This is a genomic window from Enhygromyxa salina (genome assembly GCF_000737335.2).
In the GTDB taxonomy this organism is placed as follows: Bacteria; Myxococcota_A; Polyangia; order Nannocystales; family Nannocystaceae; genus Plesiocystis; species Plesiocystis salina_C.
Map to the genome: position 1 here is coordinate 12,621 of NZ_JMCC02000066.1, position 23,108 is coordinate 35,728.

Consider the following 23,108-nt stretch of genomic DNA (forward strand, 5'->3'; position numbering starts at 1 on the left):
CTCGATCCAAATGCCGGCACTTTGCTTGCAACGTCAATGCGGCGATGGCTGCTGCGACATCACCTGACCGCGCTCTTCTCCGCAAACAGATCGACGAGCTCACCCAGCGCTGGCTGCCGATGATGTTGTGGCGAGTGGGGGTGCCCACCTCTCAGGCCGCGCGCATGCGAATACCGATCGATGGTGAGCAGGGCCTGCTCGATCGGCTTGATTTCGCCCAGGGCGCCGTGATGTTCGCGCCCGCCCACCAGACGCGGGCGGAGCCATCGGGCCCCGAGCTGGTCCGGTCGCTGCTCGAGATCATCTCTGCGCTGCGATCTGCGCTCGCTGAGGCCGATCGAGATCTCGACGGTGCCCAGCGGCGCGTGGATGGGGTCAATCGCAGCTTGATCCGCTTGGTCGTGGGGGCGCCACCCTCGCCCAAGCCCGAAGACGCCGCGCAGCGGTACGAGTTTGGAGCGGGTCAGATCCCGCTATTCACGCAGCCCCGCTGGTGGACTCGACTGTTCGTGTAGCCCCCGATCGCGCGCCGAGTGGGCCCGCCAGGCGAGGGTTTGGGGTGAGCGCAGAGATCTCTCGAGCGGGCTGATCGGGGGCTCGCGGCCGGCGTTGCCCGACGCGGTGTGCCCCAGCGCTGCAATTCGGGACCTTCTGCCGAGCCGCCGCGCGATCGTGTGACCCGCGCGCGACCGCGGCTTGACGACGCGAAACAACTCGTTTAAGTACACCGGCCCGCGCCGAGGTAGCTCAGCTGGTTAGAGCGGAGGATTCATAACCCTCAGGTCGGCGGTTCAAGTCCGCCCCCCGGCACTCCCCAAGCGGCCGCCAGATCTACCTGGCGGCCGTTTCTCGTTGCAGTGGCAGCTCGATCGACGCGCGAGTCTCCAGTGACAGCCCCAGCTGGGGCATAGTGGGGGGGTGGCGATGCTGCGAGTGAGCGCCGGGCTGCTGGCAATGCTGATTGGTTGCGCCCCCCAGACGGGGGCGCGCGATGAGCTACGCGAGCCCAAGTCTGAACCCGAGCCGGAGCCGGAGGCGTTCGTCGAGGACCCGGCGCCGACCTCGGACGTCCGTCCGTCTGGCGCACCCACGACGACCTCGACCGGGTCGGCACTCGAGGACGCCGACCCGGCCCGCACCGGACACGCCAAGCAGCTGTTCGACGAGGCGCGCCGCTCGTTCGAGCAGGGCGACGTCCCCACGGCCTTGTCGCTGTACGAACAGGCCTACGCCGAGGTCCCGCTGCCCGACCTGAAATTCAACGTTGCGTTCTGTCTCGATCTGCTCGGTCGCGTTGAGGAGGCCTGCGCCGCGTATCGGGTCGTCCACGAGCAAGGCGACGACTCGTTGCGCGACGCGGCCGCGCAGGCGCTCTCGCTGCGCGGCTGCTGATCGGCGTCGGGCGTGCTCGCGCTCAGAGCCATCGCGCAGATCGACCGGACGACCCGAGACACCGCCGCTGCGCATGTAATTGCGACCTGCTGGCCAGAGATCAGCTCGAAGCCTGGTGTTCGTCGAGGGCCCCGCGGACCGCAGCGAGGTCCGCGTCATCGAGGACCCGCTCGAGCTCGAAGCTGCGGGCGCGTGGGGCCGTCGCCAGATCGCTCATGCCCGATGCTACCCCGAGCCGCTACTCCACTGGTTTTGCGCGTTCCGAGTCCGGCCCGAGCGCCTGGCCAAGGATCTCGGCCAGCTCCGCCTCGGTGCCGCCGGGCCGCTCGTCGAGCAGCGCGAGGCGCTTGGCGAGCTCGACCGAGAGCGCCTCGGCCGTGACGTCGTCGAGCAGCTCGGCGTGCTGGGCCGCCCGCAAGCCAACCCGCTCGGCCGCGATCAGGCGTTCGAGCGCCTCGGCCGTCTGCGCGCTGAGATCGACGTTGCTGACGAGCTCGCGGGCCTGGGCTTCGGCCTTGCTGGTCTGCGACTCGTAGTGGCGACGCAGGCGGGCGGCGACGCCGGACTCGATCAACCCGTGGCCCTCGAGCTCCGCGAGCTCATCGAGCGCGTAGCGGCTCATGATCAGGGTCGCGCGGGCGCGGTCATACTCGTGGTGGCGGTTCTCACCCACGAGCAGGCCAAGCTTGCGCAGCAGCGGCGCCATGCTCAGGCCCTGGACGAACAGCGAGAGCCCGACCACGCCGAACACCAAGGTCACGAGCATCCCGCGACCGGGGAAGCTGGTTGGGAGGGTCAGGATCAGGACCATCGACAGGCTGCCGCGCAGCCCGCCCCAGACCAGCACGTGGCGCCATGACGCCGGCAGCGGGGTGGTGGTCAGGCGGCCGACCAGGGGGATCGCGGCGTAGACGTAGGTGCCGCGGGCCAGCACGGTGGCGATGAACGCGATGACGATCGCAACCCCGCCGTGCAGCAGCTCGACAGGCTCGAGCTCGAGCCCGACGAGCAAGAAGATGAACGAGTTTGCGATGAACGCCGCGAACTCCCAGAAGTCGACGACAGCGTTGCGCGTCGAGTGGCTCATGCCAACCCGTGCGCCGTACGAGCCCGCCACGATGCCCGCGAACACGGTCGAGAGCACGCCCGAGCAGTGCAGTTGCTCGGCGATCAAGAACGAGCCGTAGGCCAGCACCGCGGTCAGCGTGGTCTCGATCAGGTGGTCATCGACTTGCCGCGTGAGGACCGAGAACGCCCCGCCAAGGGCGACGCCGATCAAGATCCCGCCGCCGCCCATGCGCAGGAAGGTCTGCAGGCTGTAGGCCGTGAGCGAGTCGGGGGTCTCGGCGCCGTGAGCCCCACCGACGCCGTAGACCGTCGTGACGATCACGAACACGACGACCGCGACGCCGTCGTTGAGCAGCGACTCGCCCTCGACGATCAAGTACAGCCGCTTGGGCACGCCGAGCTGACGAAACAGCGCGAGCACCGAGACCGGATCGGTCGCGGCCAAGACCGAGGCGAACAGCAAGGCCTCGCGCCAGCCAAAGTCGGCGACCAAGCCCGTGGACCCGAGCCCGAAGTAGAGCAGGACCGCGGTCACGCCCCCAGCCACGAGCACGCCGGGGACGGCCAGCATGAAGATCGTCCCCAGGTTGCGACGAAACTCCGTGAAGTCGATGTGGAACGCCGCCTCGAACAACAGGGCGGGCAGCAACAACAACAGCAGCAGATCGGCGTTGAGCTCGACGTCGCTCAGGACCCCGAGATCCAAGAAGCCGAGCGCGAGCCCAGCCACGACCAGGGCCAAGGTGTACGGCAGACGAAACCGCCGGGCGCCCATGCCCACGAACGCGGCCACGAGCAAGAGCACCAACACTTGAACTTCGACGTGGTGGATCATCGGTTGCGGGCGCGAGGGTAGCCCCGGTTTGCGGCGAGCGCTGCTACCAACCGGCAGAGCTCAGCTGCCGCCGGGGCTCGGTGGCAAGAAGATCGCTCGCAGCTGGGGATCGTCGGGGATCTCGACGACCGCGGGCCACCACGCATCTGGGCTTGGCGGGCCGGCCTCAGCCGACACGCGGGCCAGGCTGACCACGGCGGCGTCCCCAGGCGCGAGCGTGACGTCGAGTGTAGTCGCCGGGAACGGCTGATCGTCGTGGCGAGCCGTGCCCTGAATGTTCACGAACCGCCAGGCCCCCGAGCTCGAGCGGGCATCGAGCCGCAGCGTCGACTTGCGGACGGCGTCGGCCTCGGCTGGCCAGCGCAGCGGCAGCTCATAGTAGTACGAGACCGGCGCCTCACCGCCGTCCCCGGGCCCCGCGACGTGGCCGTGCTGGGGCAGCAATTGACGAGCCGCGAGGTTGACCGGCCGCGGCGTTGCGAGCACACACCGATCCTCGCCCCGCTCGAACCGGGCGCAGTGCCGGATCCCGGCGACGTCGAAGATCGGCTGGTAGGGGGCCATGACGATCGTGTGGGCGTCGCCCGAGGGGAGGGCGCTCGCGCCCTCGGGCAGCGGAGGTAGCTCGGCGTTGCGGAGCTTGGCGACCAAGTACGCCGGCTGGACGCCGGGGCCGGTTGGCGGACGAGGGTGCGAGTCGAGTCCGCCGAAGGCTCGCAGGCCGCCGACCACGAGATCGGCGAGACGCTGGCCGCGATCCCCGTGGCTCGCGGAGCCACACAGTCCCCCGCGGACGGCGTGGTGCAGCTCTGTGGTGCCGACGCCTCGCTCGCCGAGGAAGCTCGCCATCGCGTCGAGATCGGCGTAGGTCCAGCGATCTCGATCGACCGCCATTCGATCCAGATAGGCGGGCAGCGCGGCTATGAGGACCAGGCCGGCGCCCAGCCCCGCCGCGGCGAGTCGGACCCGGACCTGGGTGATCCGAGCGAGCGCGAGCGATCCCAGCCACCCGAGCGCCAGCGCGACCGCAGGAAACACCGGCGCGAGGTAGCGAAGCGGCAGCGCCCCCACGAAGCCGGCCGCGGCGGCCAACATCGCGATCAACGCTGCGATCGGCACGCCCAACGCGACCGCGCTTCGGATCCATGCGTGGCTCCCGGTCCCGCGGTGCGCGTGTCGGCGGATCCCCCAACGCAGCACCGAGCCGAGCGCCAAGCTTGCAACCAGCGCGGCCACGCACCCGGCCCAGCCGACGTGGTCCACGAGCGCCCGGCCGTTCGCCTGCGCCGCGGCAGGGGACACCACCATCGTGACCGCCACCGCCCCTGCGATCGCGGGCAGCCAGACCATGCGGACACCGAGCTCGCGCAGCGTCGACCAGCCAGACCCTGCCCCGGGCTCGGATCCGGGCTCGGATCCGGGCTCGGATCCGGGCGCACCCGCCGTCGCCACCGCCACGACCACCACCCCAGGCCACAGCGCGAGGCCAGCGACGTGGGCCTCGAAGGCGATCCCCGCGAACAGGCCCGCCAGCAACAACCACCCCGAGCGCCCCGTCGCGGCGCCCCGCAGGAGGGCAGCCTGGGTGAGGGCAGCGGGGAGCGCCATCGCGGCCGGGTTCCACAGGATGTCGCCGGTGCTGGCCAGCTCGGTCAGCGACAGCGCCACCAACACGACGCCCGCCAGCGCCCCCGTGAGCAGGCCGTCGTGGGGTGTCGAGCGACGGCCTGCGTCGAAGGTCAGCGCGACAGAGAGCGCGGCCAAGCCGATCAACGCGACCTGCAGCCCGCCGATGCTCGAGCCGAGCGAGAGCAGCAGTCCCAGCAGCCGTGGAAACCCAGTCCCGTGCTCGAATCCGCCGAACGAGGCGGTCGCGCCGTGCAGACATGGGTTGCCAGCCGCACAGGCCATCCCCATGCCGATGTCGCCCATGGCGTCGTCATCGAGGGGCGAGGGAGCCGCGAACGCCAGCCGCAGCCCGATCACGGCCAGCGTGATCGCCAACATGGCGCCCACGCTGACCCGCGACGTCGCGGGTCGGGGGGCCAACCGTTCACGAGTGTTGTCCGCGAGCGAGCGACGCGTCTTGCCCGAGCCGAGCCCGGACAGCCACGAGCCAACCGCCGCGAGCAACCACCCGACGAGCACGACAAGACCGACCGAGCGGACCCCCGAATGCGCTGGTGGGGGCGCTCGAGAGGCCGCCCCCGCGGTCGAGGTGTCGGAAGCCACTTGAACCGCAAACACCTCGTCAGGCCCAGGACCATCGGTGCGCAACCAAGCCGTGACCGCCTCCAGCAGCTCTGGCGTCACGTGGGCGCCGGGGGCTGGCTGGACCGCGAGCTCATCGGTCCCAAACGTCGCGTCGTGTTCCGGACGGCGCCGCGCGAGCTCGACGACCATGGCCGGCTCACCCGGCGCGGAGAAGCTGTAGCGGACGAACTGGGCGTGTCGCTCGACCACCTGCCCCTGCCAGCGACCCACGCTCGCCTCGGCCCCGCTGGTGGTGGGATGGCTGGGCGAGTCGCCCCGATGTGCAGGATCGCAGCCAACGCTGACACCCACCCATGTGATCAGCGCGACGTGCCGGAGCGCGCGACCCATGTTGACGGAGAGGCGCAACATCACGACCGTAGCGCTTGCCGATCGAGCCTCCAAGTCGCTCGCGCCGGGTTTGTGGTGTACGCTGAAAACCGGCTTTAGATCGGCCTGGCGACCGCTCGTCGGCATTTTCGCAGCGACCGCCCATGAACCCGAGCTTGCTCCTCACGACGCTGTTGGGTGGCACGCTCGACCCCAGCTTGCTGCGTCCGGCCGACGCGATCCCCGGTCAAGTGCCGGACGCCGTGGTGGTGCTGAGCGAAGCCCCCGACGATCGGCGCCTGCGTGGCGACTTCGAGATCCCGGGGCGGGTGCTGTTGGTGTTCACAGCCGACTGGCCCCGCGCGACGGCCCGCATCGCCGAGCAGGTGCTCGACAGCGGCGCCGGCCTGGCGCTGGTGGCCGACGCTGGCAGCTCGCCGGCCGCGTATGCGCGCTTCGTCAACGAGCTCACCCAGCCCTCGCGCGGCCGCGTCGAGGCCCACACGGATCGGGTCGACACGCCCTGGGTCCGCGACTGGGGCCCCCTCCAGCTACATCGTGAGGGTCGCAGCCCGGCCGCCCTGTGGCTCGACGCCCAGCACCCCGGTGATGGCCGCGAGCACGACGACGCCGCCCCGCGGTGGATCGCGGACCACCATGGCGTCGATCTGCTCGCGCTGCCGTGGGCCCTGGATGGCGGCGCGTTCATCAGTGACGGCGCGGGCCTGTGCGTGCTGAGCTTCGAGTACCTCGAGCTGCGCGGGATCACGAAGGGTGACCCGGTCGGCGCCGCGGTGCTCGGCCAGCTGCTTGGCGGGCTTGGTTGCCGAGCCACCGCGCTGATCCCCACGCTGCTCGATGAGCACACCAAGCACGTCGACATGATCGCGCAGTTCGTTGGCCCGAACCGGCTCATGATCGCCAGCATCGAAGATCCGCACGGCCCCAGCGAGGACGCGCTGCGGCTGGCCGCGGCCGAGCTGGGGATTCGCCAGGCCGCCCGCGCGCTCGGGCGATCGTTGGAGATCATTCCCGTCCCAACCCCGCCGAGCACACCGGGCCACAACCCCCGGACCCACGTCAACGGTCTGCGCCTGGCCGACCGCTACTTGATGCCGGGCTATCCCGAGCTCGGCCAGGACTTAGAAGATCGGGCGCGCGCGGCCGTGCAGCTGGCCGTGGCAGAGGTCCCGGTCGTGGTCGTCGACGCCAGCGAGATGATCGCTGCGGGCGGAGCCATTCACTGCGCCGCGCTGGGCTTGTTTGTGCCCTGACTCAAGAACTCCGCGGCCCGCCCAAGCACGTCGCGGCGCCACTGCAGGGTCGAGTGGACCCCACCAACGAACTCGGGCTCGAGGCCCGGGAGCGGCGTCTCGTGGAGCGCGACCACGCCGTCGTCGTCACCGCGCAGCGCCGGGTTGTAGCCACGACCGTCTCCGGTGCCGCCAACGAGGATCAGGGTCTCGCAGCTGGGCGGGGGAGCGGGGAGCTCGGCCACCCGCGGTGGCTGCAGCTCGTCAGCGGCCACCCCGTAGAGCCAGTGAAACGGGGCGAACCCATGATTGCGGACCGCCAGCTCGGCCCCCTGGTTGGGCGGGGCCAGCATCACCAAGCGCTGGCGCGGGACCAGCTCGTGCAGCGAAGGCCGGGCCAGCAGCGCCCGGGCGACCAAGCCGCCCATGCTGTGCGTGAGCAGACCCAGCAGGGTGGGGCGCCTGTCCGCGAGCCACCCCCGGATCTCGCCTTCGAGCTGTTCGGCGTGCCCCTCGAGCGACTGGCGGCGCGTCGCGTAGCCAAAGCTGCGGGCGTCGAAGCCGTGGCGCTCGAGAAAGCGCGCTGTGGGTCGCATGCCCAGCGGCGATCGCAGGGCGCCGTGCAGCAGGACGACCGGGACTCGCTCGCCCATGCAGGTCAGTCGGTCTTCTTGGCGTCGGTCTTCTTGGCGTCGGCCGACTTGGCAGCCGACTTCTTCGCGCCCGACTTCTTCGCGCCCGACTTTTTCTTGCCCGACTTCTTCTTTTTCTTGCCCGACTTGGCCGGCTCTTCCGCCCCTGGCGTCCATGGCCCGCCGGTCCACTGGACCACGCTCGCGGGCGCCTCGGCGAGCTTAGTGCGACGCGTGAAGTGGACGCCGATCACCACCCCGATCACGACCACGCCAGTGAGGTGCCCGAGCGTGATTGGACCCGCGAGCTCCGGCGTGACGTCGTAGCGGAAGGGATCCTCGATCAGGTAGCGGACCGCCGCGTAGAAGCCCATCGCAAACAGGGCGACCTGCCCCGAGTACTGGCGGCGTGCCCGGATCACCAGGCTGAGTCCCACGCCGACCGCGGCCGCGGCCGCGGCGTACAGCTGCGAGGGATGGACCGGCAGCGAGCGGTCCAGCGCCATGCGAAGCCCGGTCAGCTGGCGCCGCTGGACGTCGTAGACCGGCGAGTCAGCGGGAAACTGCACCGCCAAGAAGAAGTCGGGATCGACGTAGGCGCCGAAGTCTGCCCCGGCCAAGAACGCACCCAACCGCTCGAGCACCACGCCAAGCAAGAACGCTGGCGCCGCGCAGTCGAGCCACGCCCACGGCGGAATCTTCTTGTTTTGGCAGTACACCCCCGCGACGATCAGCCCGGTGAGTACGCCGCCAAATCCAGACAGCCCGCCCGCCTGCAGCTGGATCAACGAGAGCGCGCCCTCGTACTGCTCGCGGTTCGAGAACAGCCACATCGCGCGGCCGGCAAGCAACCCGGCTCCGACCGCGAACACGTAACCAGTGCCGAGCTGATCGGCCGGCAACTTGTCAGCGCGCGCGAACGCGAGGCTCAGGATCCACCCGAGGATCAGCGCGACCGCGATCAGAAATCCGTATGCGTGGATCGGCGTCTCGCCGAGAGAGAACAAAACAGGATGCATGGTCAGAACTGGTTGACGGACCGCGCCCACCGCGGCCCAAAGCCGCCGCACGGTATCGTTTTTAGCGCCTCACAGCCATCGGTTCGGCCGCCGATGTAGCGACGACCCGGCCGCCGCCAGTTTCTACGGGGCGGCCACGCCGAGCGAGCGGCAACCCCGAGAAACGAAGCCACACGCGAGCGGCTGCAGCCGACCACCTACAGGATGGCCGTGGGAGGGAGGTTCTCAGCCGTCGGCGTAGACGGCTTCTTCTTTTTCCTGGGCTTCCTTGCACTGGATGCACAAGGGGGCCTCTGGCCGGGCTTCGAGGCGCTTGGTGGAGATCGGCTCCTCGCACTCCTCGCAGATCCCGTAGGAGCTGTCTTCGATCTTGCGCATCGCAATCTCGATCTTGCTCATGAGATGCCGCTCGCGGCCCCGTAGACGGAACGAGAACGCCTGCATGTACTCGCTGGACGCCTGGTCGACCTCGTCGAAGCGGTCGTCGGGCGACAGGATCATCTCGTTCGACAAGGTCTCGTGGGCCTGCTCGAGCAGCCGTCGGCGCTTGTCGTTGAGCAGCGATTTGAAGTTGTCTAGCTGCTTTTGACTCAAGTGTGAGGACGTCACTGACTCACCGTCCTTTCGGCTGGCTCCATCGAATCCACACGATCCGTGGGGCCGGGAGCGTATCGGCAAGCGCCGGCAGGGACAAGGGAAAATACGCCGGCGCGGCTGCGGTTGGAGTTTGGTTGGCCTGTCGTTCGTTGGTGCATGGGCAGTGTTTCAGCCAGGGCAACTAAAGACGCGGTGGAGCGGGGAGGGGCGTGCGTACCGCGTTCCAAACCGGGGATCTCGTCAGACATCCACCCCAGATCGCGATGATCTGTCCCGTTCATTGCTTCGCATTGTTCGAGCAACCCGCGAGCGTGGCAAGCGTGGACCCTCCCTCACCCCACATGGATCGCCTTGAGGGCACATGCCGCGAGACGGTTGACTGTGATCCCACCTTATCCTACCGTTTCGCCGCTTCCTCCAGGGAGAATTCAAACGGATGGCCACCTCCGACAAGCGCAAGCAGAGCCTCTACTTCCCCGAAGAGATGCTGAAAGAGATTCAGCACGAGGCGACCCGTCAGGACCGCTCTCTATCTTGGATCGTCCAAAAGGCCTGGAAGCTGGCCCGCCGCGAGATCATGAAGTTCCCGAGTGTCAACGACATCGAGGACGACATGGAGGACGATCATCGCGGCAAGGCCGAGTGATCGCTCGCAGCGGGCGCCCGCGCTTCGGCGTGGCGCCAACGCTTCGCCATCGTGAGAGTGAATCTGCGACCTGCTCCAAGCCGAGCGGGTCCCGATGTCCGTGGTGAGCATGTCGGACCGCCAGCACTGGGTCAGGCACTGGGTCCGTCGAGACGACGGCGCGCGGCTCTACGTGCGCAGCCTGGGTGCCCCCAGCGAGCGCCCCGCGTTGTTGATCCTCGACGGCATCGGCTGCGCGGGGTGGGCGTTTCGCAAGCTCGGCCCGCAGCTCGCCCAAGGTTCAGGACATGGGCCAGGTAGCGAGCGTCAGGTCGTGCTGATGCACTACCGCGGCCACGGCAAATCGCCGAGCCCGCCGCGGCCCTGGCAGCTCGGCATGCACACCCTCGCCGACGACGCGGCCGCGGTCTGCGACGCGCTCGGGGTCGGGCGTGTCATCGCGCTGGGCTTCTCCATGGGGTTTCAGGTCGCGCTCGAGTTCTACCGGCGCCACCGCCAGCGCACCGCGGCGTTGATCTCGCTGGCGGGCCCGCCCGGTCAGCCGCTCGCGTCGTTCCGGGGCACCGACGCGTTCTCGTTCGCGCTGCCGCTGGTCGTCGGGATCACGCGCGTGGCTCAACAGATGACCCGCCGGGTGTGGGCGTCGGTCCTGCCCAGCCAGCGCGCGATCGACTTTGCGCTGCGCCACGAGGTCAACAGCGAGCGGATCGACAGCCGCGACTTCGAGCTGTACCTGCGCCAGATGGCCGACATGAACCCGGAGCTGTTCGCGGCCATGCTCGAGCAAGCCCAGCGCCACACCGCCGAAGACATCCTCGCCAAGATCCGCGTGCCAACCATGGTCGTCGCGGGCGCGCGCGATGAATTCGTGCCGGTCTCGCGGCTGCGCGCGATGGCCTTTGCGATCCCCGGCGCGCGCTGGGAGGTCATCGAGGGGGCCACCCACGCGCTGCCCGCCGAGTTCCCCAACGAGCTCGCCGCTCATATCGCCAGCTTCCTGGCCGAGCTGCCCGAAGAGCAGTCCGAAGCGCAGCCCGAAACCCCGTCCTGAGGCGCCGCCGCGGCTCCGGCCCAGCCTGCGAATTCTGGCGCTAACACACGTTTAGAAGCCCGTGGTGGTCCTTGGACGGCGCCCGGCACCGTGGTAATGCGCACGCAGGACATCGCTGGAGTCGCTCGCAGCGGAGCGCGCTCACAGCCGATGCGAAGAGGTGAACATGTCACGCGAAGTTGTCATCGTCAGCGCCGCTCGGACCCCGATCGGTAGTTTCCAAGGTGCCCTCGCTGGGGTCCAAGCGACCGAGCTTGGCTCGATAGCGATCAAGGCCGCGCTCGAGCGAGCCAGTGTCTCGGGCGCCGACGTCAACGAGGTCCTGATGGGCATGGTCTTGCCCGCAGGTGTCGGGCAGGCGCCCGCGCGCCAAGCCAGCAAGGGCGCGGGCATCCCCGACTCGGTCGGCGCCCTCACGATCAACAAGGTGTGCGGCTCGGGCCTCAAGGCCGTCATGCTCGCCGCCCAGGCGATCCGCTCTGGCGACGGTGAAGTGTTCGTCGCGGGCGGGATGGAGTCGATGTCGAACGTGCCCTACCTGCTGCCAGGGGCCCGCGACGGCTATCGCATGTTCAACAAGTCGGTCGTCGACGGCATGGTCCACGACGGGCTGTGGGATCCCTACAACGACTATCACATGGGCAACGCTGGCGATCTGTGCGGGCGCGAGTGCGGGATCAGCCGCGAGCGCCAAGACGAGTTCGCCGCCCACAGCTATCGCCTGGCCCAAAACGCGGTCACCGAGGGCTTGTTCGCCAAAGAGATCGTCCCGGTCGCGGTCCCGCAGCGCAAGGGTGACCCGATCATCGTCGACAAGGACGAAGAGCCGTTCCGCGGCAACATTGCCAAGCTGCCCTCGCTGCGGGCCGCGTTCGGCAAAGACGGCTCGGTCACCGCTGGCAACGCCCCGTCGATCAACGACGGCGCGGCCGCGCTGGTGGTCATGTCGCGCGAGCAGGCCGACGCCCGCGGCCTGAAGCCGCTGGCCACGATCAAGGGCTACGCCGGCTACGCGCAGGCGCCCGAGTGGTTCACGACCGCGCCCGCTGGCGCCATGCAGGCGCTGCTCGACAAGACCGGGCTCAGCGTCGGCGACGTCGATCTATGGGAGATCAACGAGGCGTTCGCGGTCGTCGCCCTGGCCAACCAGGACAAGCTCGGGATCGCCAGCGATCGCATCAACGTGCGCGGCGGGGCGGTGGCGCTTGGCCACCCCATCGGCTGCTCGGGCGCGCGCGTGCTCGTGACCTTGCTGTACGCGCTCGAGGCCCTTGGCAAGCAGCGCGGCGTCGCGTCGCTGTGCCTCGGCGGCGGTGAAGCCGTCGCGCTGATGGTCGAGCGCTGATCGTTACACCCCAGACCATGACGGACATGACGGACACCACCACCATGATCGACATCACCACCATCGGAGTCCTCGGCGCTGGCCAGATGGGCGGCGGCATCGCGCAGATCGCCGCGCAGGCTGGCTACGACGTGCTGCTCGCCGACGTCGACCTCGCCCACGCGCAGGCCGGCAAGGCCCGCATCGACAAGTTCATGAGCCGCGCCGTCGACAAGGGCAAGCTCAGCGCGCAGGACAAGCAGGCCGCCGTCGACCGCATCACCTGCGTCGGTTCAATCGAAGATCTCGGCCCGGTCCAGTTTGCGATCGAGGCCGCGACCGAGAACATCGAGCTCAAGAAGCGGCTGTTTCGCAGCCTGGATCGGGCGCTCAATAAGCAAGCGATCCTCGCGACCAACACCTCGTCGATCTCGATCACCTTGCTCGGCGCAGAGACCCACCGCCCGTCCAGCGTGGTCGGCATGCACTTCATGAACCCCGTGCCGGTCATGAAGCTCGTCGAGCTGATCCGCGGGCTGCCCACCGACGACGCCACCTACGAGGCAACCAAGGCGTTGGCGATCCGCCTGGGCAAGACGGTGATCACCTCCAAGGACTCGCCGGGCTTCATCGTCAACCGGATCTTGATCCCGCTGATCAACGAGGCCTGCTTCGCCCTGCAAGAGGGCCTTGGCACCGCCGAAGACATCGACACCGGCGCCAAGCTCGGGCTCAACCACCCCATGGGGCCGCTCGAGCTCGCGGATCTGATCGGCCTCGATACCTGCCTGGCGATCGCCGACGTGCTGTTGAACGAGCTCGGCGACACCAAATATCGGGCGGCCAACGTGTTGCGCATGCACGTGGCGGCCGGCTGGCTCGGGCGCAAGACCGGGCGCGGCTTCTACGACTACAAGCAACGCTGAGCGACACCCATCATGAGCTACGAGACCCTCGAGATCGAAGACCGCGACGCCGCACGGATCGTGCGGATCAACCGGCCCAAGGCCCTCAACGCGCTCAACCAAACGGTCGTCGCCGAGCTCAGCCGCGTGCTCGAGGCCCTGACAGAGCAGATCCACGCGGGCGACACCAGCGTGCGCGGGCTGATCCTGACGGGCGCCGGCGACAAGGCGTTCGTCGCCGGGGCCGACATCGCGGCCATGCGCGACATGGATCCCGATCAGGCCATGCGCTTCGCCAGCCAGGGCCACGCCGTCGGTGAGATGCTCGCCAACCTGCAGATCCCCGCGATCGCGGCGGTCAACGGGTTCGCGCTTGGTGGCGGCTGCGAGCTCGCCATGGCCTGCGACTTCATCATCGCCAGTGAAAAGGCCAAGTTTGGCCAGCCCGAGGTCAAGCTCGCCGTGATCCCCGGGTTCGGCGGGACCCAGCGGCTGACCCGTCGGGTCGGCTTGGCCCGCGCGATCGAGCTGTGCGTCACCGGCGAGATGATCCGCGCCGACGAAGCCCTGCGGATCGGCCTTGCCAATCGCGTCGTCGCGCCAGATCAGCTGCTCGACACCTGTCTGGGCATCGTCGCCGCGGTCGCCAAGATGGGCCCGCTGGCGGTCGCGGCCGCCAAGCGCGTGCTGCATCAGGGCGCCGAGCTGCCGCTCGAGGCCGCCAACCAACTCGAGATCGAGGCCTTCGCCGGGCTGTTCGCCAGCGCGGATCAGCGCGAGGGCATGCAGGCGTTCCTCGACAAGCGCGAGCCCACGTTCACGGGCAAGTAGACAACCGTTGCCTGCCAGGGCAACCCAGATCCAGACCAGCCAAGCACGAAGGGGAGCACCAGCTTGAATTTCGAATTGACCGAAGAGCACGAGGCCATCCGTCGGACCGCCCGCGAGTTCGCTGCGCGCAGCGTGGCGCCGATCGCCGCCGAGATCGACAAGCACGCCCGCTTCCCCAAAGAGCTCGTTGACGAGATGGGTGAGCTGGGGCTGCTGGGGATCGAGGTCGAGCCCGAGTGGGATGGCGCCGGCCTCGATCCGCTCGCCTACGTGATCGCCATGGAGGAGATCAGCGCCGCGTGTGCCTCGACCGGCGTGATCATGTCGGTCAACAATTCGCTGGTCTGCGATCCGCTGCGCAAGTGGGCCAACGACGCCCAAAAAGACAAGTGGCTGCGCCCGCTCGCAACCGGCGAGAAGCTGGGCTGCTTCATGCTCAGCGAGCCCGAGGCCGGCTCGGACGCCGCCGCCCAGACCACGGTCGCCACCCCAAGCGGTGACGGCTTCGTGATCAACGGGGTCAAGAACTGGATCACCAACGGGCCGCAGGCCGACGTGGGGATCTTGATGTGCATGACCGACCGCGAGAAGGGCCACCGCGGGATCTCCAGCTTCATCATCGACATGAACGCCGAAGGGGTCACGCGCGGCCCCAAGGACGACAAGCTGGGCATCCGCGCCAGCCACTCGTGTCAGATCTTCTTCACGGATCACCAAGTCAGCGGCGAGCAGCTGCTTGGCAAGGTCGGCGACGGCTTCAAGGTTGCGATGAGCACCCTCGACTGCGGCCGGATCGGCATCGCCGCGCAGGCCCTGGGGATCGCCCGCGGCGCGTTCGAGGCCGCCACCCGCTACGCGACCGAGCGCAAGACCTTTGGCAAGGCGATCGCCAACCATCAGGCGATCAGCTTCATGATCGCCGACATGGCGACCGAGATCGACGCCGCGCGGCTGCTGACCTACCGGGCGGCGTCACTCAAGGCCGCCGGCAAGCGCCACACGACCGAGTCCGCGATGGCCAAGCTCATGGCATCCGAAGTCGCGAACAAGGTCGCCAAGAACGCCGTGCAGATCTTCGGAGGCAACGGCTACGTGACCGAATACCCGGCAGAGCGCTACTACCGCGACGCCAAGATCACCGAGATCTACGAGGGTACGAGCGAAATTCAGCGCGTGGTGATAGCCTCCAACATCATCAGGGGCCTGGCCTAAACCCGACTGGTTTAGACCCCCACATGCATCCTGCACTTCGCCGACTGCGGCCGCTTCGCGTCCGGTCGCTTCGCTCCTCGGGGCTCTTTGTTCTCGGGGGTATGAGTGGCCCCCTAGGAGGGGGCTCTCAACGTGTCTCCGAACATCCAGGGGGCTCCGACCGGCGGCGAAATCGCGCTACCATCCAGGCTGCGCAGTCAAGGCTGCGCAGTCAGCCAGTTCAGCCAGTTCAGCCATGAGGAGCTACGAATGACGATGAGCTACAGCAAACTGATCACCCTGGTAGGCCTACTCGTTGGCGTCACCGCCACGGTCGCCTGCAAGCCCAAGGTCGCCAGCAACCAGGACCTGCTCAACGCCTACGGCGGTGAGAAATACACCGAGGACATGGTCGCAACGGACTACGAGGTCACCGAGAACCAGGGTGACTCGATTGACCCGCGGACCCAGGCGGCGATCCAAGACACGATCAGCACGGTCTACGTGTCGGACTTCGAGAAGTGCGTCGAGAAAGAGATGGACCGGCTCGAGAACCGCTGGGTCGCCGGGACCTTCGCCATCGAGTTCACGATCGAGCCCTCGGGCATGGTCAGCGCAGCCGAACTGCTGCAAGAGGACATTCAGGAGCGGCGCACCCTCAACGCCAAGGGTGAGTTCGTGAGCTCGGGCGGGGCCGCCCCCCGCAAGGCCGAGAACTTTGGGTCGTGCATCACCTCGCTGGTCTACAAGTGGGAGTTCGATCCCCCGCCCGAAGTGACCTACACGCACACCTACAACGGACAAGTCGGCGAAGCCTGGTAGCTCGAGTTCGCATGGACTTCACGCCCAGCGAGACCCAAGAAATGATCCGCGGCACCGCTCGGCAATTCGCCGAGCGTGCGCTCGAGCCCAACGCGGCCGCGTTGGATCGGAGCCACGCGTTTCCCCGCGCGACGCTGGCGGAAGCCGCCGAGCTCGGACTGCTCGGCATCAACGTCCCGGCCGAGTACGGCGGCGTCGAGGCTGGCGCGGTGGCCTACTCGCTCGCGGTCACCGAGCTCGCCCGCGCCTGTGCTGCGACCACCGTGGCGATCTGCGTGTCCAACATGGTCGCAGAGGTCATCTGCGCGTTCGGCAACGAGGCGCAGCGTGAGGAGCACGTGACCAAGCTGTGCAGCGGCGAGTACGTCGTGGGTGGCTTCGCGCTCTCGGAGTCCGGGGCCGGCAGCGATCCCGGCGGCATGACCACGCGCGCCCGCAAGACCGACAAGGGCTGGGTGATCGACGGGTCGAAGCTGTGGATCACCAGCGGCACCGACGCTGGCTTGTTCGTGGTCTGGGCCCGGACCAGCGACGCCCCTGGGGCCCGCGGGGTGTCCTGCTTCTTGGTCCCCGGTGACGCACCGGGGCTCACGGCGGGCAAGCCCGAAGAGAAGATGGGCCAGCGCGGCAGCCCGACCACGGCGCTCGAGTTCGAGGGGGTCGAGGTCGGTGACGACGCGCTGCTCGGCGAGCTCGAGCGTGGGTTCCCGGTCGCCATGATGGCCCTCGACGGTGGCCGGGTGGGCATCGCCAGCTTGGCGCTGGGCGTGGGCTTGGCGGCCAGCGCGTTCGCCAACCGCTACGCGCTCGAGCGCCAGCAATTTGGCCAATCCATCACCAACTTCCAGGCGATCCAATGGATGATCGCCGACAGCGCGACCGAGCTCGAGGCCGCCCGGCTGCTCACCCTGCGCGCCGCGTGGCTCAAGCAGGCTGGCAAGTCGTTCACCCGCGAGGCCTCCATGGCCAAGCTCTGGGCTTCGGAGCGCGCGTTCACGGCCTGCAACCGGGCGCTGCAGATGCTGGGTGGCTACGGCTACACCCAGGACTTCCCGGTCGAGCGCTACCTCCGGGACGTGCGGGTCACGATGATCTACGAGGGCACCAGCGAGATCCAGCGCGTGGTGATCGGCCGTGACGTCGTCCGCTCCTTGTCCTGAGTGAAGTTGGCTCAGCCGCAGGCGACGTTGCGGCGCTGAAGCTCGGCGGCCTGCTCGTCGCCAGCCATGACGGCCTCGTGGCCGAGCCAGCGAAACATCGCGTTGGCGATGCCGTTCTCGCCGCGCTCGTCCCACAGCCACACCGCCAGGTTGCACAGCGGATCGTGGATCTGCGAGAACGCGATGCGGACCAGCTCGGGGCCGCCGAGCTCACAGACGCGCTCGTAGTGCTCGCGCAGCGCCAAGAACTCGCGCAGCTCATCGAGCGGCGCGAGCTGGCGACGCGCGCGGACCCGGGCCTCGAGACCCTCGGACATGATCGCCAGCTCGTCCAACAGCTCGTGGCGAAGCTCGCGGGCGACCCGGCGCAGGGTCTTCGAGTCGTCCTCGAGCTCGGCCAGCGGCACGGCGCCAGCGCGGGCGAGCGCCGATAGATCCGCCTCGACTTGGCGACCGAGTCGCTCGAGCACCAAGTCGGGATCGCCCGCGCGCAGGGCCAGCGCCCGACGAGCCGTCTGGCTGCGCACGCCCGGATCCGCGAGCATTTGATCCCAGCCACGACCGAGCTGATGCAGCGCCGCGGTTGGGATCCGGCCCAGGGCGATCGCCCCGCTGTGCGCAGCCAGCAGCGCCGGACCCTCGAGAGCGATCGGCGGCGCGGCGCTGGGCCGGCGGACCTCGGGGACGACTTCGGCCCGGGGCTCGAGCAGCGCACGCCAGACCAGCGCGAAGGTGCGCGCGCGCGAGGGCGCGCGCAGCCACCGCAACACCAGCGCGAAGTTGTGTGGCACGGGCGGATAGCCGATCAGCCGGGCCGCGACATCACCCAGGAGCTTGGTCGCGCGAGACCGACGGTGCGGCGAGCGGCCGCGTAGCTCGACTTCGGCCCAGAGCCCGCGCGAGGCCGCGTCCGCGACCAGCCACTCGTTGGCCAAGTATCGAGTCAGCGGCGGGCGATGATCGTCGTCGAAGTCTGCGACGATCTGCATGAGCCGCCGGGCCACGGCGTGGTCACCAACCGCGTCGGCCAGCAGCGCGCTACCGAGCACCCCCGGGGCGCCGAGCGGCTCGATCTCGTCGCGCCGAGCCGACAGCCACACGATCGCCGAGGGGCTGGGGATGCGCTGACGCAGCACGGCCCACGCGCCCGCGACCAGCTGCCCCCCGCTCACGTCCCCGCGCCAGACCCAACCAGACAGCTGCGCCATGTGAAACGCGGCCCGCCACCAGCCCAGGGGGATCAGCACCAGGCGCGTGATCGGCCACGGAAACAGCAGGACCAAGACCGCGGCGAACGGGATCACGTTGATCAGGTGCCCGCGCCCGATCGAGAGCGCGAACAGGGCCGCGACAAAGCTCAGGATCAACGCGAGCACCACCGACCACAGCCCCCGCGCCCACTGCTTGGGCGGCAGGTGAGGGGACACGCCCACATGCTCCCAGCGGTGCAGCAGCGTGGGCAACAAGATCGCAATGGTCGTGAACGCGAGCGGAAATATCGGCATGAAGTCCTGATCCTCAGCTGCGCCAACCGAGCGCGGAGCGGGCCGCGCTGAACCCGAGCTCTCGTTCGCCGTCGGCGTGGGCGAGGCCCGCGGTCTCGCCCGCCCACGGCCGGGCCAGCACCCACAGCTCGTGGAACAGACGGCGCTGGGGATCTCGCAGCTCTGCCATGGCTTCGCGGATCTTCGCGGCGTCGCGGCGCCCGGAGCCAAACGGGGTCGGGTAGGTCGGGCCGCCCGCGAGATCCAGCTCGATCATGGCCAGCAGCTTTTGCCCGGCCCGCTCGACCTCGGCCCGGGTGCAGTCGGGGGCGAGCTCGAGCACATAAAACGGATTGTCGACCAGCCGCGCGCGAATCTCGGGTTGGATCGCCTCGCCCACCTCGATCATCGGGACCTCCGCCCTGGCCGGGACCGGACCCCCAAGGCGATCCTGGAGACGATGACAGCTGTAAACGAGCCAGATCGGGGTCGCGGTCGAGTAGGCATTGGGTCGAGGACTCCCTGACGTGCTGGCCCCAGAAAAGTTCCCGTAAATCTCGGAACCTGAGAAGTGCTTGAAGTGGCCCGCAAACACCGTTCCGGCCGAGTGCCAGACGTGGGCATGTGACATACATCGGTGTTTGTCCGTGACCGATCTCGGCCCCGCCACGAATTCGGGTGACACTCTCGCCGCGCCGCGGTGTTTCGAGCCGTGGACGCCTGAGGCTCATGGCCATCGACGTCGAAGACGCCTACCGCCGCTACGGGCCCATGGTCCTCCGCCGCTGCCGAACCATGCTCCGCGACGAGCAACAGGCTACCGATGCCATGCAGGACGTGTTCGTACAGATCCTTCGCAACAACGACCGGCTCGAGGACCGGGGCATGTCGAGCTTGTTGTACCGGGTCGCCACCAACGTGTGCCTGAACCGGATCCGCAGCAGCAAGCGCCGGCCCGAGGACGCGCAGTCCGATCTGCTCGAGCGCATCGCGGCGGCGGGCGGCGACGAATCCCGGACCCAGGCCCGCGCGATGCTCGATCGCGTGCTTGGCCGTGAACCGATCTCGACCACGACGATCGCGGTCCTGCACCTGCATGACGGCATGACCTTGCAAGAGGTCGCCGACGCGGTCGGCCTGTCGGTCTCGGGGGTCCGCAAGCGCCTGCGAAAGCTCAAGGCGAGCCTGCAAGAGCTCGAAGAGATGGAGACGAGCGCGTGACCGATCCCAAGCTCCCACCGCGTCCGGTCCCGCCGCTGTTGGTCGAACAGCTCGCGCTAGGTGAGCTCGACCCCGCGCAGGCCAAGCAAGTCGAGGCCGCGCTCGCGCGCGCCGGCGAGGATCCAGCCCAGACCCTCGCGCGGATCGAAGCGTCCAACGCCGAGATCCTCGCGGACTATCCGGCGCCCAAGCTCGCGGCGGACATTCAGCGGCGGATCGAGCGAGCGCGCGAGCCCAAGCGTAGGTGGGTCCCGTGGGTGCTCGCGCCAACCGTGGCCGCGGCCGCGGCGGTCGTCTGGATCAGCGTTCGCCCCCCCGAGCAGACCCACGTTGCGATCGGGGACACGCGTGGCGACATCGTTGGCGACGGCGATCCCGAGGTCACCCGGATCAAGGGGGCCGTCGACGCCCACTTGGTGATCGATCGGCAGACGAGCGCGGGCCACGAGCGGCTCGCCGACGGAGAGGCCGTGCGCGAGGGTGATCTGCTGCAGCTCAGCTATGTGTCGGCTGGGCAGCGCGAGGGCGTGATCCTCTCGCTCGACGGGCTTGGGGCCGTGACGCTGCACCATCCAAGCGACCCCAGCGCTCCGCCGATCCTCGCGGAGGGCAAAGAGGTGCCGCTCGCCCACGCGTATGAGCTCGACGACGCGCCCGGCTTCGAGCGCTTCTTGTTCGTGACCCGCGAGGGCGCGTCGCCCTCGGTCGCCGAGGTCCTCGCGGCCGCCGAGCAGCTGGCCACCAACCCCAGCACGGCGCGCTCGAGCTCGCTGGCGCTGGCGGGCCCCGGTTGGCATCAGCACTCGTTGCTGCTGCGCAAGCCCCCGGCGGCCGTTGACGACGCGCCGCCCGACCCGACCCCAGCTTCACCTTCGCCGGGTTCGGGGGCAGGGGAGGTGCCGTGAGGCGAGCGCTCGAGCGCTTGCTGCTGGCCCTGATCGCCGTGGTCGGCTGCTGGGCCGTCGGCCTCGACGCCGCGCAGGCCGCCGATCCCACCCCCAGCACCGTGCGCCGGTTCGCGCTGCTGGTTGGCGCCAACGATGGCGGCGGCGACCGAGAGCTGCTGCGCTACGCGAGCACCGACGCCGCGATGCTCAGCAAGGCCCTGATCGAGCTCGGCGGCCTCGACAAGGGCGATCGCGTGGTGCTCGACAACCCCCATCCGGCCGCGCTCGAGCAGGGCTTCGCGGACATCGGCGCGAAGATCCGCCAGGCCCACAAGGCCGGCGAGCGCGTCCAGTTTGTATTTTACTACTCGGGCCACAGCGACGAAGCCGGGCTGCTGCTCGCGGGCGTTCACGTCGACTACAAGCGCCTGCGTGCGTTGATCGACAAGGTCCCCGCCGACGTGCGGATCGGCATCCTCGACTCGTGCTCGAGCGGCGCGTTCACCCGCTTCAAGGGCGGCAAGAAGCAGGCGCCGTTCTTGGTCGGATCTTCGGCAGAGGTCCAGGGCCACGCGTACTTGACCTCGAGCTCGGCCGACGAGGCCGCGCAAGAGAGCGATCGGATCGGCGGATCTTTTTTCACGCATTTTTTGGTCACCGGCCTGCGCGGCGCGGCCGACTTCGACGGGGATCGACGCGTGACGCTGAACGAGGCCTACCGGTTCGCGTTCGACGAGACCCTGGCCCGGACCGAGACCACCAGCGGCGGCCCCCAGCACGCGGCCTACGACATTCAGCTCGCGGGGACCGGCGATCTGGTCATGACCGATCTGCGCAAGACCTCGGCCAAGCTGGAGATCTCGGGTGCGGTCTCGGGGCGGATCTACGTACGCGACCGCCGGGGCAACCTGGTCGCCGAGCTGTTCAAGCCCAAGGGCGCCGGGCCGATCACCTTGGCGCTCGAGCCGGGCAACTACGCGATCACGATCGACGACGGTCACAACCTGCACCGGGCCGAGGTCGAGGTTCGCAGCGGCAAGACCGAGACCTTGGAAGTCGCGGGCCTGGTCGGCATCCCGCTCGAGGGCACGCGGCTGCGCGGCGACCCAGTCGCGGACCCGCGCGGTCGCCCGCCACCGCCGCTCGGCGGCTATCGAGAGGTCCCCTTCAACATTGGCGTGTCGCGGGGGTCCGAGCTCAACACGGCCCACCGACCCGACAAGATCCGCAATCGCTTCTCGGTCTCGCTGGGGGCCACCCACGCGGCCGCGATCGATGGGTTCCAGCTCGGGATCGGGGCGGTGGGGGCGACCGACTATGTCAACGGCGTCCAAGCCGCGGTGGGCGCAGCGGTCTCGACAGGGCCAATGAATGGGATCCAGAGCGCGCTCGGAGCCACGATCGCCAGCGACGATCTGCGCGGGGTCCAGACCGCCACCGTCGCGCTCGGGCGCGAGCGTGTAAACGGGCTGCAGGTCGGTTTCGCGCTCAGCTACGCCAAGCACCTGCGCGGGGTCCAGCTCGGGGCGGTCAACTATGTAGAGGACGCCAAAGGCGTGCAGATCGGCATGCTCAACCTGAGCCGCGGCGCGATCAAAGGCGTCCAGATCGGTCTGATCAACTACGCCGACGAAGCCGACGCCTCGATCGGGTTGGTCGCGGTGTCCAAGAAGCACGGGGTCTGGTTCGACCTCTGGACCAGCGATACCCAGCTGATCCACGCGGCGGTCAAGTTCCGGGCGCGCAAGACCTACAGCTTTTTCACAGCGGGCATTCACCCGCTCGGCGACGACAACTCGCGCTCGCTCAGCGCTGGCTTTGGCTTTGGTGGCCCGTTGGTGTGGCGCGAACACGTCAGCCTCGAGCTCGATAACGTTGTCTCGGTGGTCAACTCGGGGTTCACGGCGACTCGCTTGCCCTACCTACTCGACACCCTGCGGCTCTCGCTGGCGTGGCGGCCGGCTCGGCACTTTGCGATCTGGGGCGCGGTGACTGCCAACGTGATGGTCGATCTCCAACCCACGCCAACCAGCACGTTTCGGCCTGGCTACCATTGGGCAGCGCGGATCGGTGACTCGAGTCTCACGGACGTCGGGGTCCAGATCTGGCCGGGGTTCGCGGCCGGCTTCGAGTTCTGACCCCACCACGGTCAGCGCCCTCCATCAATCTCCTGTGCAAGTTCAGCCGCGCGCTCTACACTGCGCGCG

The 23,108-nt window shown here is 68.8% G+C and carries 21 protein-coding genes and 1 tRNA gene; 15 read left to right on the top strand and 7 right to left on the bottom strand.

Features of this window, described 5'->3' with window-relative positions; all coding sequences use genetic code 11:
• Positions 1-164 precede the first annotated feature (164 nt).
• From DB30_RS23885 to DB30_RS23895, 3 genes are all read left to right on the top strand, one after another.
• The gene (locus tag DB30_RS23885) at positions 165-515 is read left to right on the top strand and encodes a hypothetical protein (RefSeq protein WP_146660351.1); all 351 of its coding nucleotides are present in this window, start codon (positions 165-167) and stop codon (positions 513-515) included.
• 221 nt (positions 516-736) lie between these two features.
• A tRNA-Met gene (locus DB30_RS23890) sits at positions 737-810 on the top strand.
• Between the two features lie 108 nt (positions 811-918).
• On the top strand, positions 919-1,392 hold the full coding sequence (locus DB30_RS23895; RefSeq protein ID WP_146660353.1) for a tetratricopeptide repeat protein: 474 nt from the start codon (positions 919-921) through the stop codon (positions 1,390-1,392).
• A 238-nt stretch (positions 1,393-1,630) separates the two neighbouring features.
• Here DB30_RS23895 and DB30_RS23900 read toward each other — a convergent pair whose 3' ends face one another.
• Together DB30_RS23900 and DB30_RS23905 are read right to left on the bottom strand one after the other, a co-directional pair.
• Positions 1,631-3,295: a cation:proton antiporter gene (locus DB30_RS23900; protein ID WP_052552925.1), complete on the bottom strand. Its 1,665-nt coding sequence runs from the start codon at positions 3,293-3,295 to the stop codon at positions 1,631-1,633.
• 60 nt (positions 3,296-3,355) lie between these two features.
• Positions 3,356-5,920: a hypothetical protein gene (locus tag DB30_RS23905; protein ID WP_052552926.1), complete on the bottom strand. Its 2,565-nt coding sequence runs from the start codon at positions 5,918-5,920 to the stop codon at positions 3,356-3,358.
• A gap of 122 nt (positions 5,921-6,042) precedes the next feature.
• Here DB30_RS23905 and DB30_RS23910 point away from each other — a divergent pair, with 122 nt between their 5' ends.
• A complete protein-coding gene (locus tag DB30_RS23910) occupies positions 6,043-7,152 on the top strand; it encodes an agmatine deiminase family protein (RefSeq protein ID WP_052552927.1) in 1,110 nt (369 codons plus the stop codon).
• Here the strand turns inward: DB30_RS23910 and DB30_RS23915 are convergent.
• The 3 genes from DB30_RS23915 to DB30_RS23925 all read right to left on the bottom strand — a co-directional run bounded on the left by DB30_RS23915 (position 7,119) and on the right by DB30_RS23925 (position 9,376).
• The gene (locus DB30_RS23915) at positions 7,119-7,784 is read right to left on the bottom strand and encodes an alpha/beta hydrolase family protein (RefSeq protein ID WP_052552928.1); all 666 of its coding nucleotides are present in this window, start codon (positions 7,782-7,784) and stop codon (positions 7,119-7,121) included. The genes DB30_RS23910 and DB30_RS23915 overlap by 34 nt on opposite strands.
• A 5-nt stretch (positions 7,785-7,789) precedes the next feature.
• Complete coding sequence (locus DB30_RS23920; protein WP_146660355.1) at positions 7,790-8,782, bottom strand: prolipoprotein diacylglyceryl transferase; 993 nt, start codon at positions 8,780-8,782, stop codon at positions 7,790-7,792.
• A 225-nt stretch (positions 8,783-9,007) separates the two neighbouring features.
• Positions 9,008-9,376 carry a TraR/DksA family transcriptional regulator gene (locus tag DB30_RS23925; protein WP_052553057.1) on the bottom strand — a complete coding sequence of 123 codons (369 nt, stop codon included), beginning with the start codon at positions 9,374-9,376 and terminating at the stop codon, positions 9,008-9,010.
• 439 nt (positions 9,377-9,815) lie between these two features.
• Between DB30_RS23925 and DB30_RS23930 the strand changes: the two genes are divergently transcribed.
• The 8 genes from DB30_RS23930 to DB30_RS23965 all read left to right on the top strand — a co-directional run bounded on the left by DB30_RS23930 (position 9,816) and on the right by DB30_RS23965 (position 17,309).
• Positions 9,816-10,025, top strand: a complete 210-nt coding sequence (locus tag DB30_RS23930) for a TIGR04563 family protein (protein WP_052552930.1) — start codon at positions 9,816-9,818, stop codon at positions 10,023-10,025.
• A 109-nt stretch (positions 10,026-10,134) separates the two neighbouring features.
• Entirely contained in the window at positions 10,135-11,076 is a 942-nt protein-coding gene (locus DB30_RS23935) for an alpha/beta fold hydrolase (RefSeq protein ID WP_165703920.1), read from the top strand.
• A gap of 166 nt (positions 11,077-11,242) precedes the next feature.
• The gene (locus DB30_RS23940) at positions 11,243-12,421 is read left to right on the top strand and encodes a thiolase family protein (RefSeq protein WP_052553058.1); all 1,179 of its coding nucleotides are present in this window, start codon (positions 11,243-11,245) and stop codon (positions 12,419-12,421) included.
• A gap of 26 nt (positions 12,422-12,447) precedes the next feature.
• Positions 12,448-13,326, top strand: a complete 879-nt coding sequence (locus DB30_RS23945) for a 3-hydroxyacyl-CoA dehydrogenase NAD-binding domain-containing protein (protein ID WP_240480314.1) — start codon at positions 12,448-12,450, stop codon at positions 13,324-13,326.
• A gap of 12 nt (positions 13,327-13,338) precedes the next feature.
• Positions 13,339-14,136, top strand: coding sequence for an enoyl-CoA hydratase-related protein (locus DB30_RS23950; protein ID WP_052552933.1), 798 nt, complete (start codon positions 13,339-13,341; stop codon positions 14,134-14,136).
• A gap of 63 nt (positions 14,137-14,199) precedes the next feature.
• On the top strand, positions 14,200-15,348 hold the full coding sequence (locus DB30_RS23955; RefSeq protein WP_052552935.1) for an acyl-CoA dehydrogenase: 1,149 nt from the start codon (positions 14,200-14,202) through the stop codon (positions 15,346-15,348).
• Positions 15,349-15,603: 255 nt separating this feature from the next.
• Positions 15,604-16,149: a hypothetical protein gene (locus DB30_RS23960; RefSeq protein WP_146660358.1), complete on the top strand. Its 546-nt coding sequence runs from the start codon at positions 15,604-15,606 to the stop codon at positions 16,147-16,149.
• Between the two features lie 11 nt (positions 16,150-16,160).
• Positions 16,161-17,309, top strand: coding sequence for an acyl-CoA dehydrogenase family protein (locus DB30_RS23965; protein WP_052552937.1), 1,149 nt, complete (start codon positions 16,161-16,163; stop codon positions 17,307-17,309).
• An 11-nt stretch (positions 17,310-17,320) separates the two neighbouring features.
• Here DB30_RS23965 and DB30_RS23970 read toward each other — a convergent pair whose 3' ends face one another.
• Both DB30_RS23970 and DB30_RS23975 read right to left on the bottom strand, forming a co-directional pair.
• Positions 17,321-18,814, bottom strand: coding sequence for a hypothetical protein (locus tag DB30_RS23970; RefSeq protein WP_052552938.1), 1,494 nt, complete (start codon positions 18,812-18,814; stop codon positions 17,321-17,323).
• 13 nt (positions 18,815-18,827) lie between these two features.
• Positions 18,828-19,202 (bottom strand): hypothetical protein, encoded by a 375-nt coding sequence (locus tag DB30_RS23975; RefSeq protein WP_052552940.1) that lies wholly within the window; start codon positions 19,200-19,202, stop codon positions 18,828-18,830.
• 320 nt (positions 19,203-19,522) lie between these two features.
• Between DB30_RS23975 and DB30_RS23980 the strand changes: the two genes are divergently transcribed.
• The 3 genes from DB30_RS23980 to DB30_RS23990 are packed head-to-tail and all read left to right on the top strand — an operon-like array spanning position 19,523 to position 23,039.
• A complete protein-coding gene (locus tag DB30_RS23980; protein WP_052552942.1) occupies positions 19,523-20,014 on the top strand; it encodes an RNA polymerase sigma factor in 492 nt (163 codons plus the stop codon).
• Positions 20,011-20,919, top strand: a complete 909-nt coding sequence (locus DB30_RS23985; protein WP_052552944.1) for a hypothetical protein — start codon at positions 20,011-20,013, stop codon at positions 20,917-20,919. Before DB30_RS23980 ends, DB30_RS23985 begins: the two co-directional genes overlap by 4 nt.
• On the top strand, positions 20,916-23,039 hold the full coding sequence (locus DB30_RS23990; protein ID WP_052552946.1) for a caspase family protein: 2,124 nt from the start codon (positions 20,916-20,918) through the stop codon (positions 23,037-23,039). The genes DB30_RS23985 and DB30_RS23990 overlap by 4 nt, the downstream gene beginning before the upstream one ends.
• The last annotated feature ends 69 nt before the right edge of the window (positions 23,040-23,108 follow it).

Bases quoted from the DNA above. Each gene is read 5' to 3' on its own strand.
- DB30_RS23980 (WP_052552942.1), top strand. From the start codon at position 19,523: ATGGCCATCGACGTCGAAGACGCCTACCGCCGCTACGGGCCCATGGTC.
- DB30_RS23965 (WP_052552937.1), top strand. From the start codon at position 16,161: ATGGACTTCACGCCCAGCGAGACCCAAGAAATGATCCGCGGCACCGCT.
- DB30_RS23930 (WP_052552930.1), top strand. From the start codon at position 9,816: ATGGCCACCTCCGACAAGCGCAAGCAGAGCCTCTACTTCCCCGAAGAG.
- DB30_RS23945 (WP_240480314.1), top strand. From the start codon at position 12,448: ATGACGGACACCACCACCATGATCGACATCACCACCATCGGAGTCCTC.
- DB30_RS23960 (WP_146660358.1), top strand. From the start codon at position 15,604: ATGAGCTACAGCAAACTGATCACCCTGGTAGGCCTACTCGTTGGCGTC.
- DB30_RS23975 (WP_052552940.1), bottom strand. From the start codon at position 19,202: ATGATCGAGGTGGGCGAGGCGATCCAACCCGAGATTCGCGCGCGGCTG.
- DB30_RS23920 (WP_146660355.1), bottom strand. From the start codon at position 8,782: ATGCATCCTGTTTTGTTCTCTCTCGGCGAGACGCCGATCCACGCATAC.
- DB30_RS23885 (WP_146660351.1), top strand. From the start codon at position 165: ATGCGAATACCGATCGATGGTGAGCAGGGCCTGCTCGATCGGCTTGAT.
- DB30_RS23915 (WP_052552928.1), bottom strand. From the start codon at position 7,784: ATGGGCGAGCGAGTCCCGGTCGTCCTGCTGCACGGCGCCCTGCGATCG.
- DB30_RS23900 (WP_052552925.1), bottom strand. From the start codon at position 3,295: ATGATCCACCACGTCGAAGTTCAAGTGTTGGTGCTCTTGCTCGTGGCC.
- DB30_RS23905 (WP_052552926.1), bottom strand. From the start codon at position 5,920: ATGTTGCGCCTCTCCGTCAACATGGGTCGCGCGCTCCGGCACGTCGCG.
- DB30_RS23970 (WP_052552938.1), bottom strand. From the start codon at position 18,814: ATGCCGATATTTCCGCTCGCGTTCACGACCATTGCGATCTTGTTGCCC.
- DB30_RS23935 (WP_165703920.1), top strand. From the start codon at position 10,135: ATGTCGGACCGCCAGCACTGGGTCAGGCACTGGGTCCGTCGAGACGAC.
- DB30_RS23940 (WP_052553058.1), top strand. From the start codon at position 11,243: ATGTCACGCGAAGTTGTCATCGTCAGCGCCGCTCGGACCCCGATCGGT.
- DB30_RS23910 (WP_052552927.1), top strand. From the start codon at position 6,043: ATGAACCCGAGCTTGCTCCTCACGACGCTGTTGGGTGGCACGCTCGAC.
- DB30_RS23950 (WP_052552933.1), top strand. From the start codon at position 13,339: ATGAGCTACGAGACCCTCGAGATCGAAGACCGCGACGCCGCACGGATC.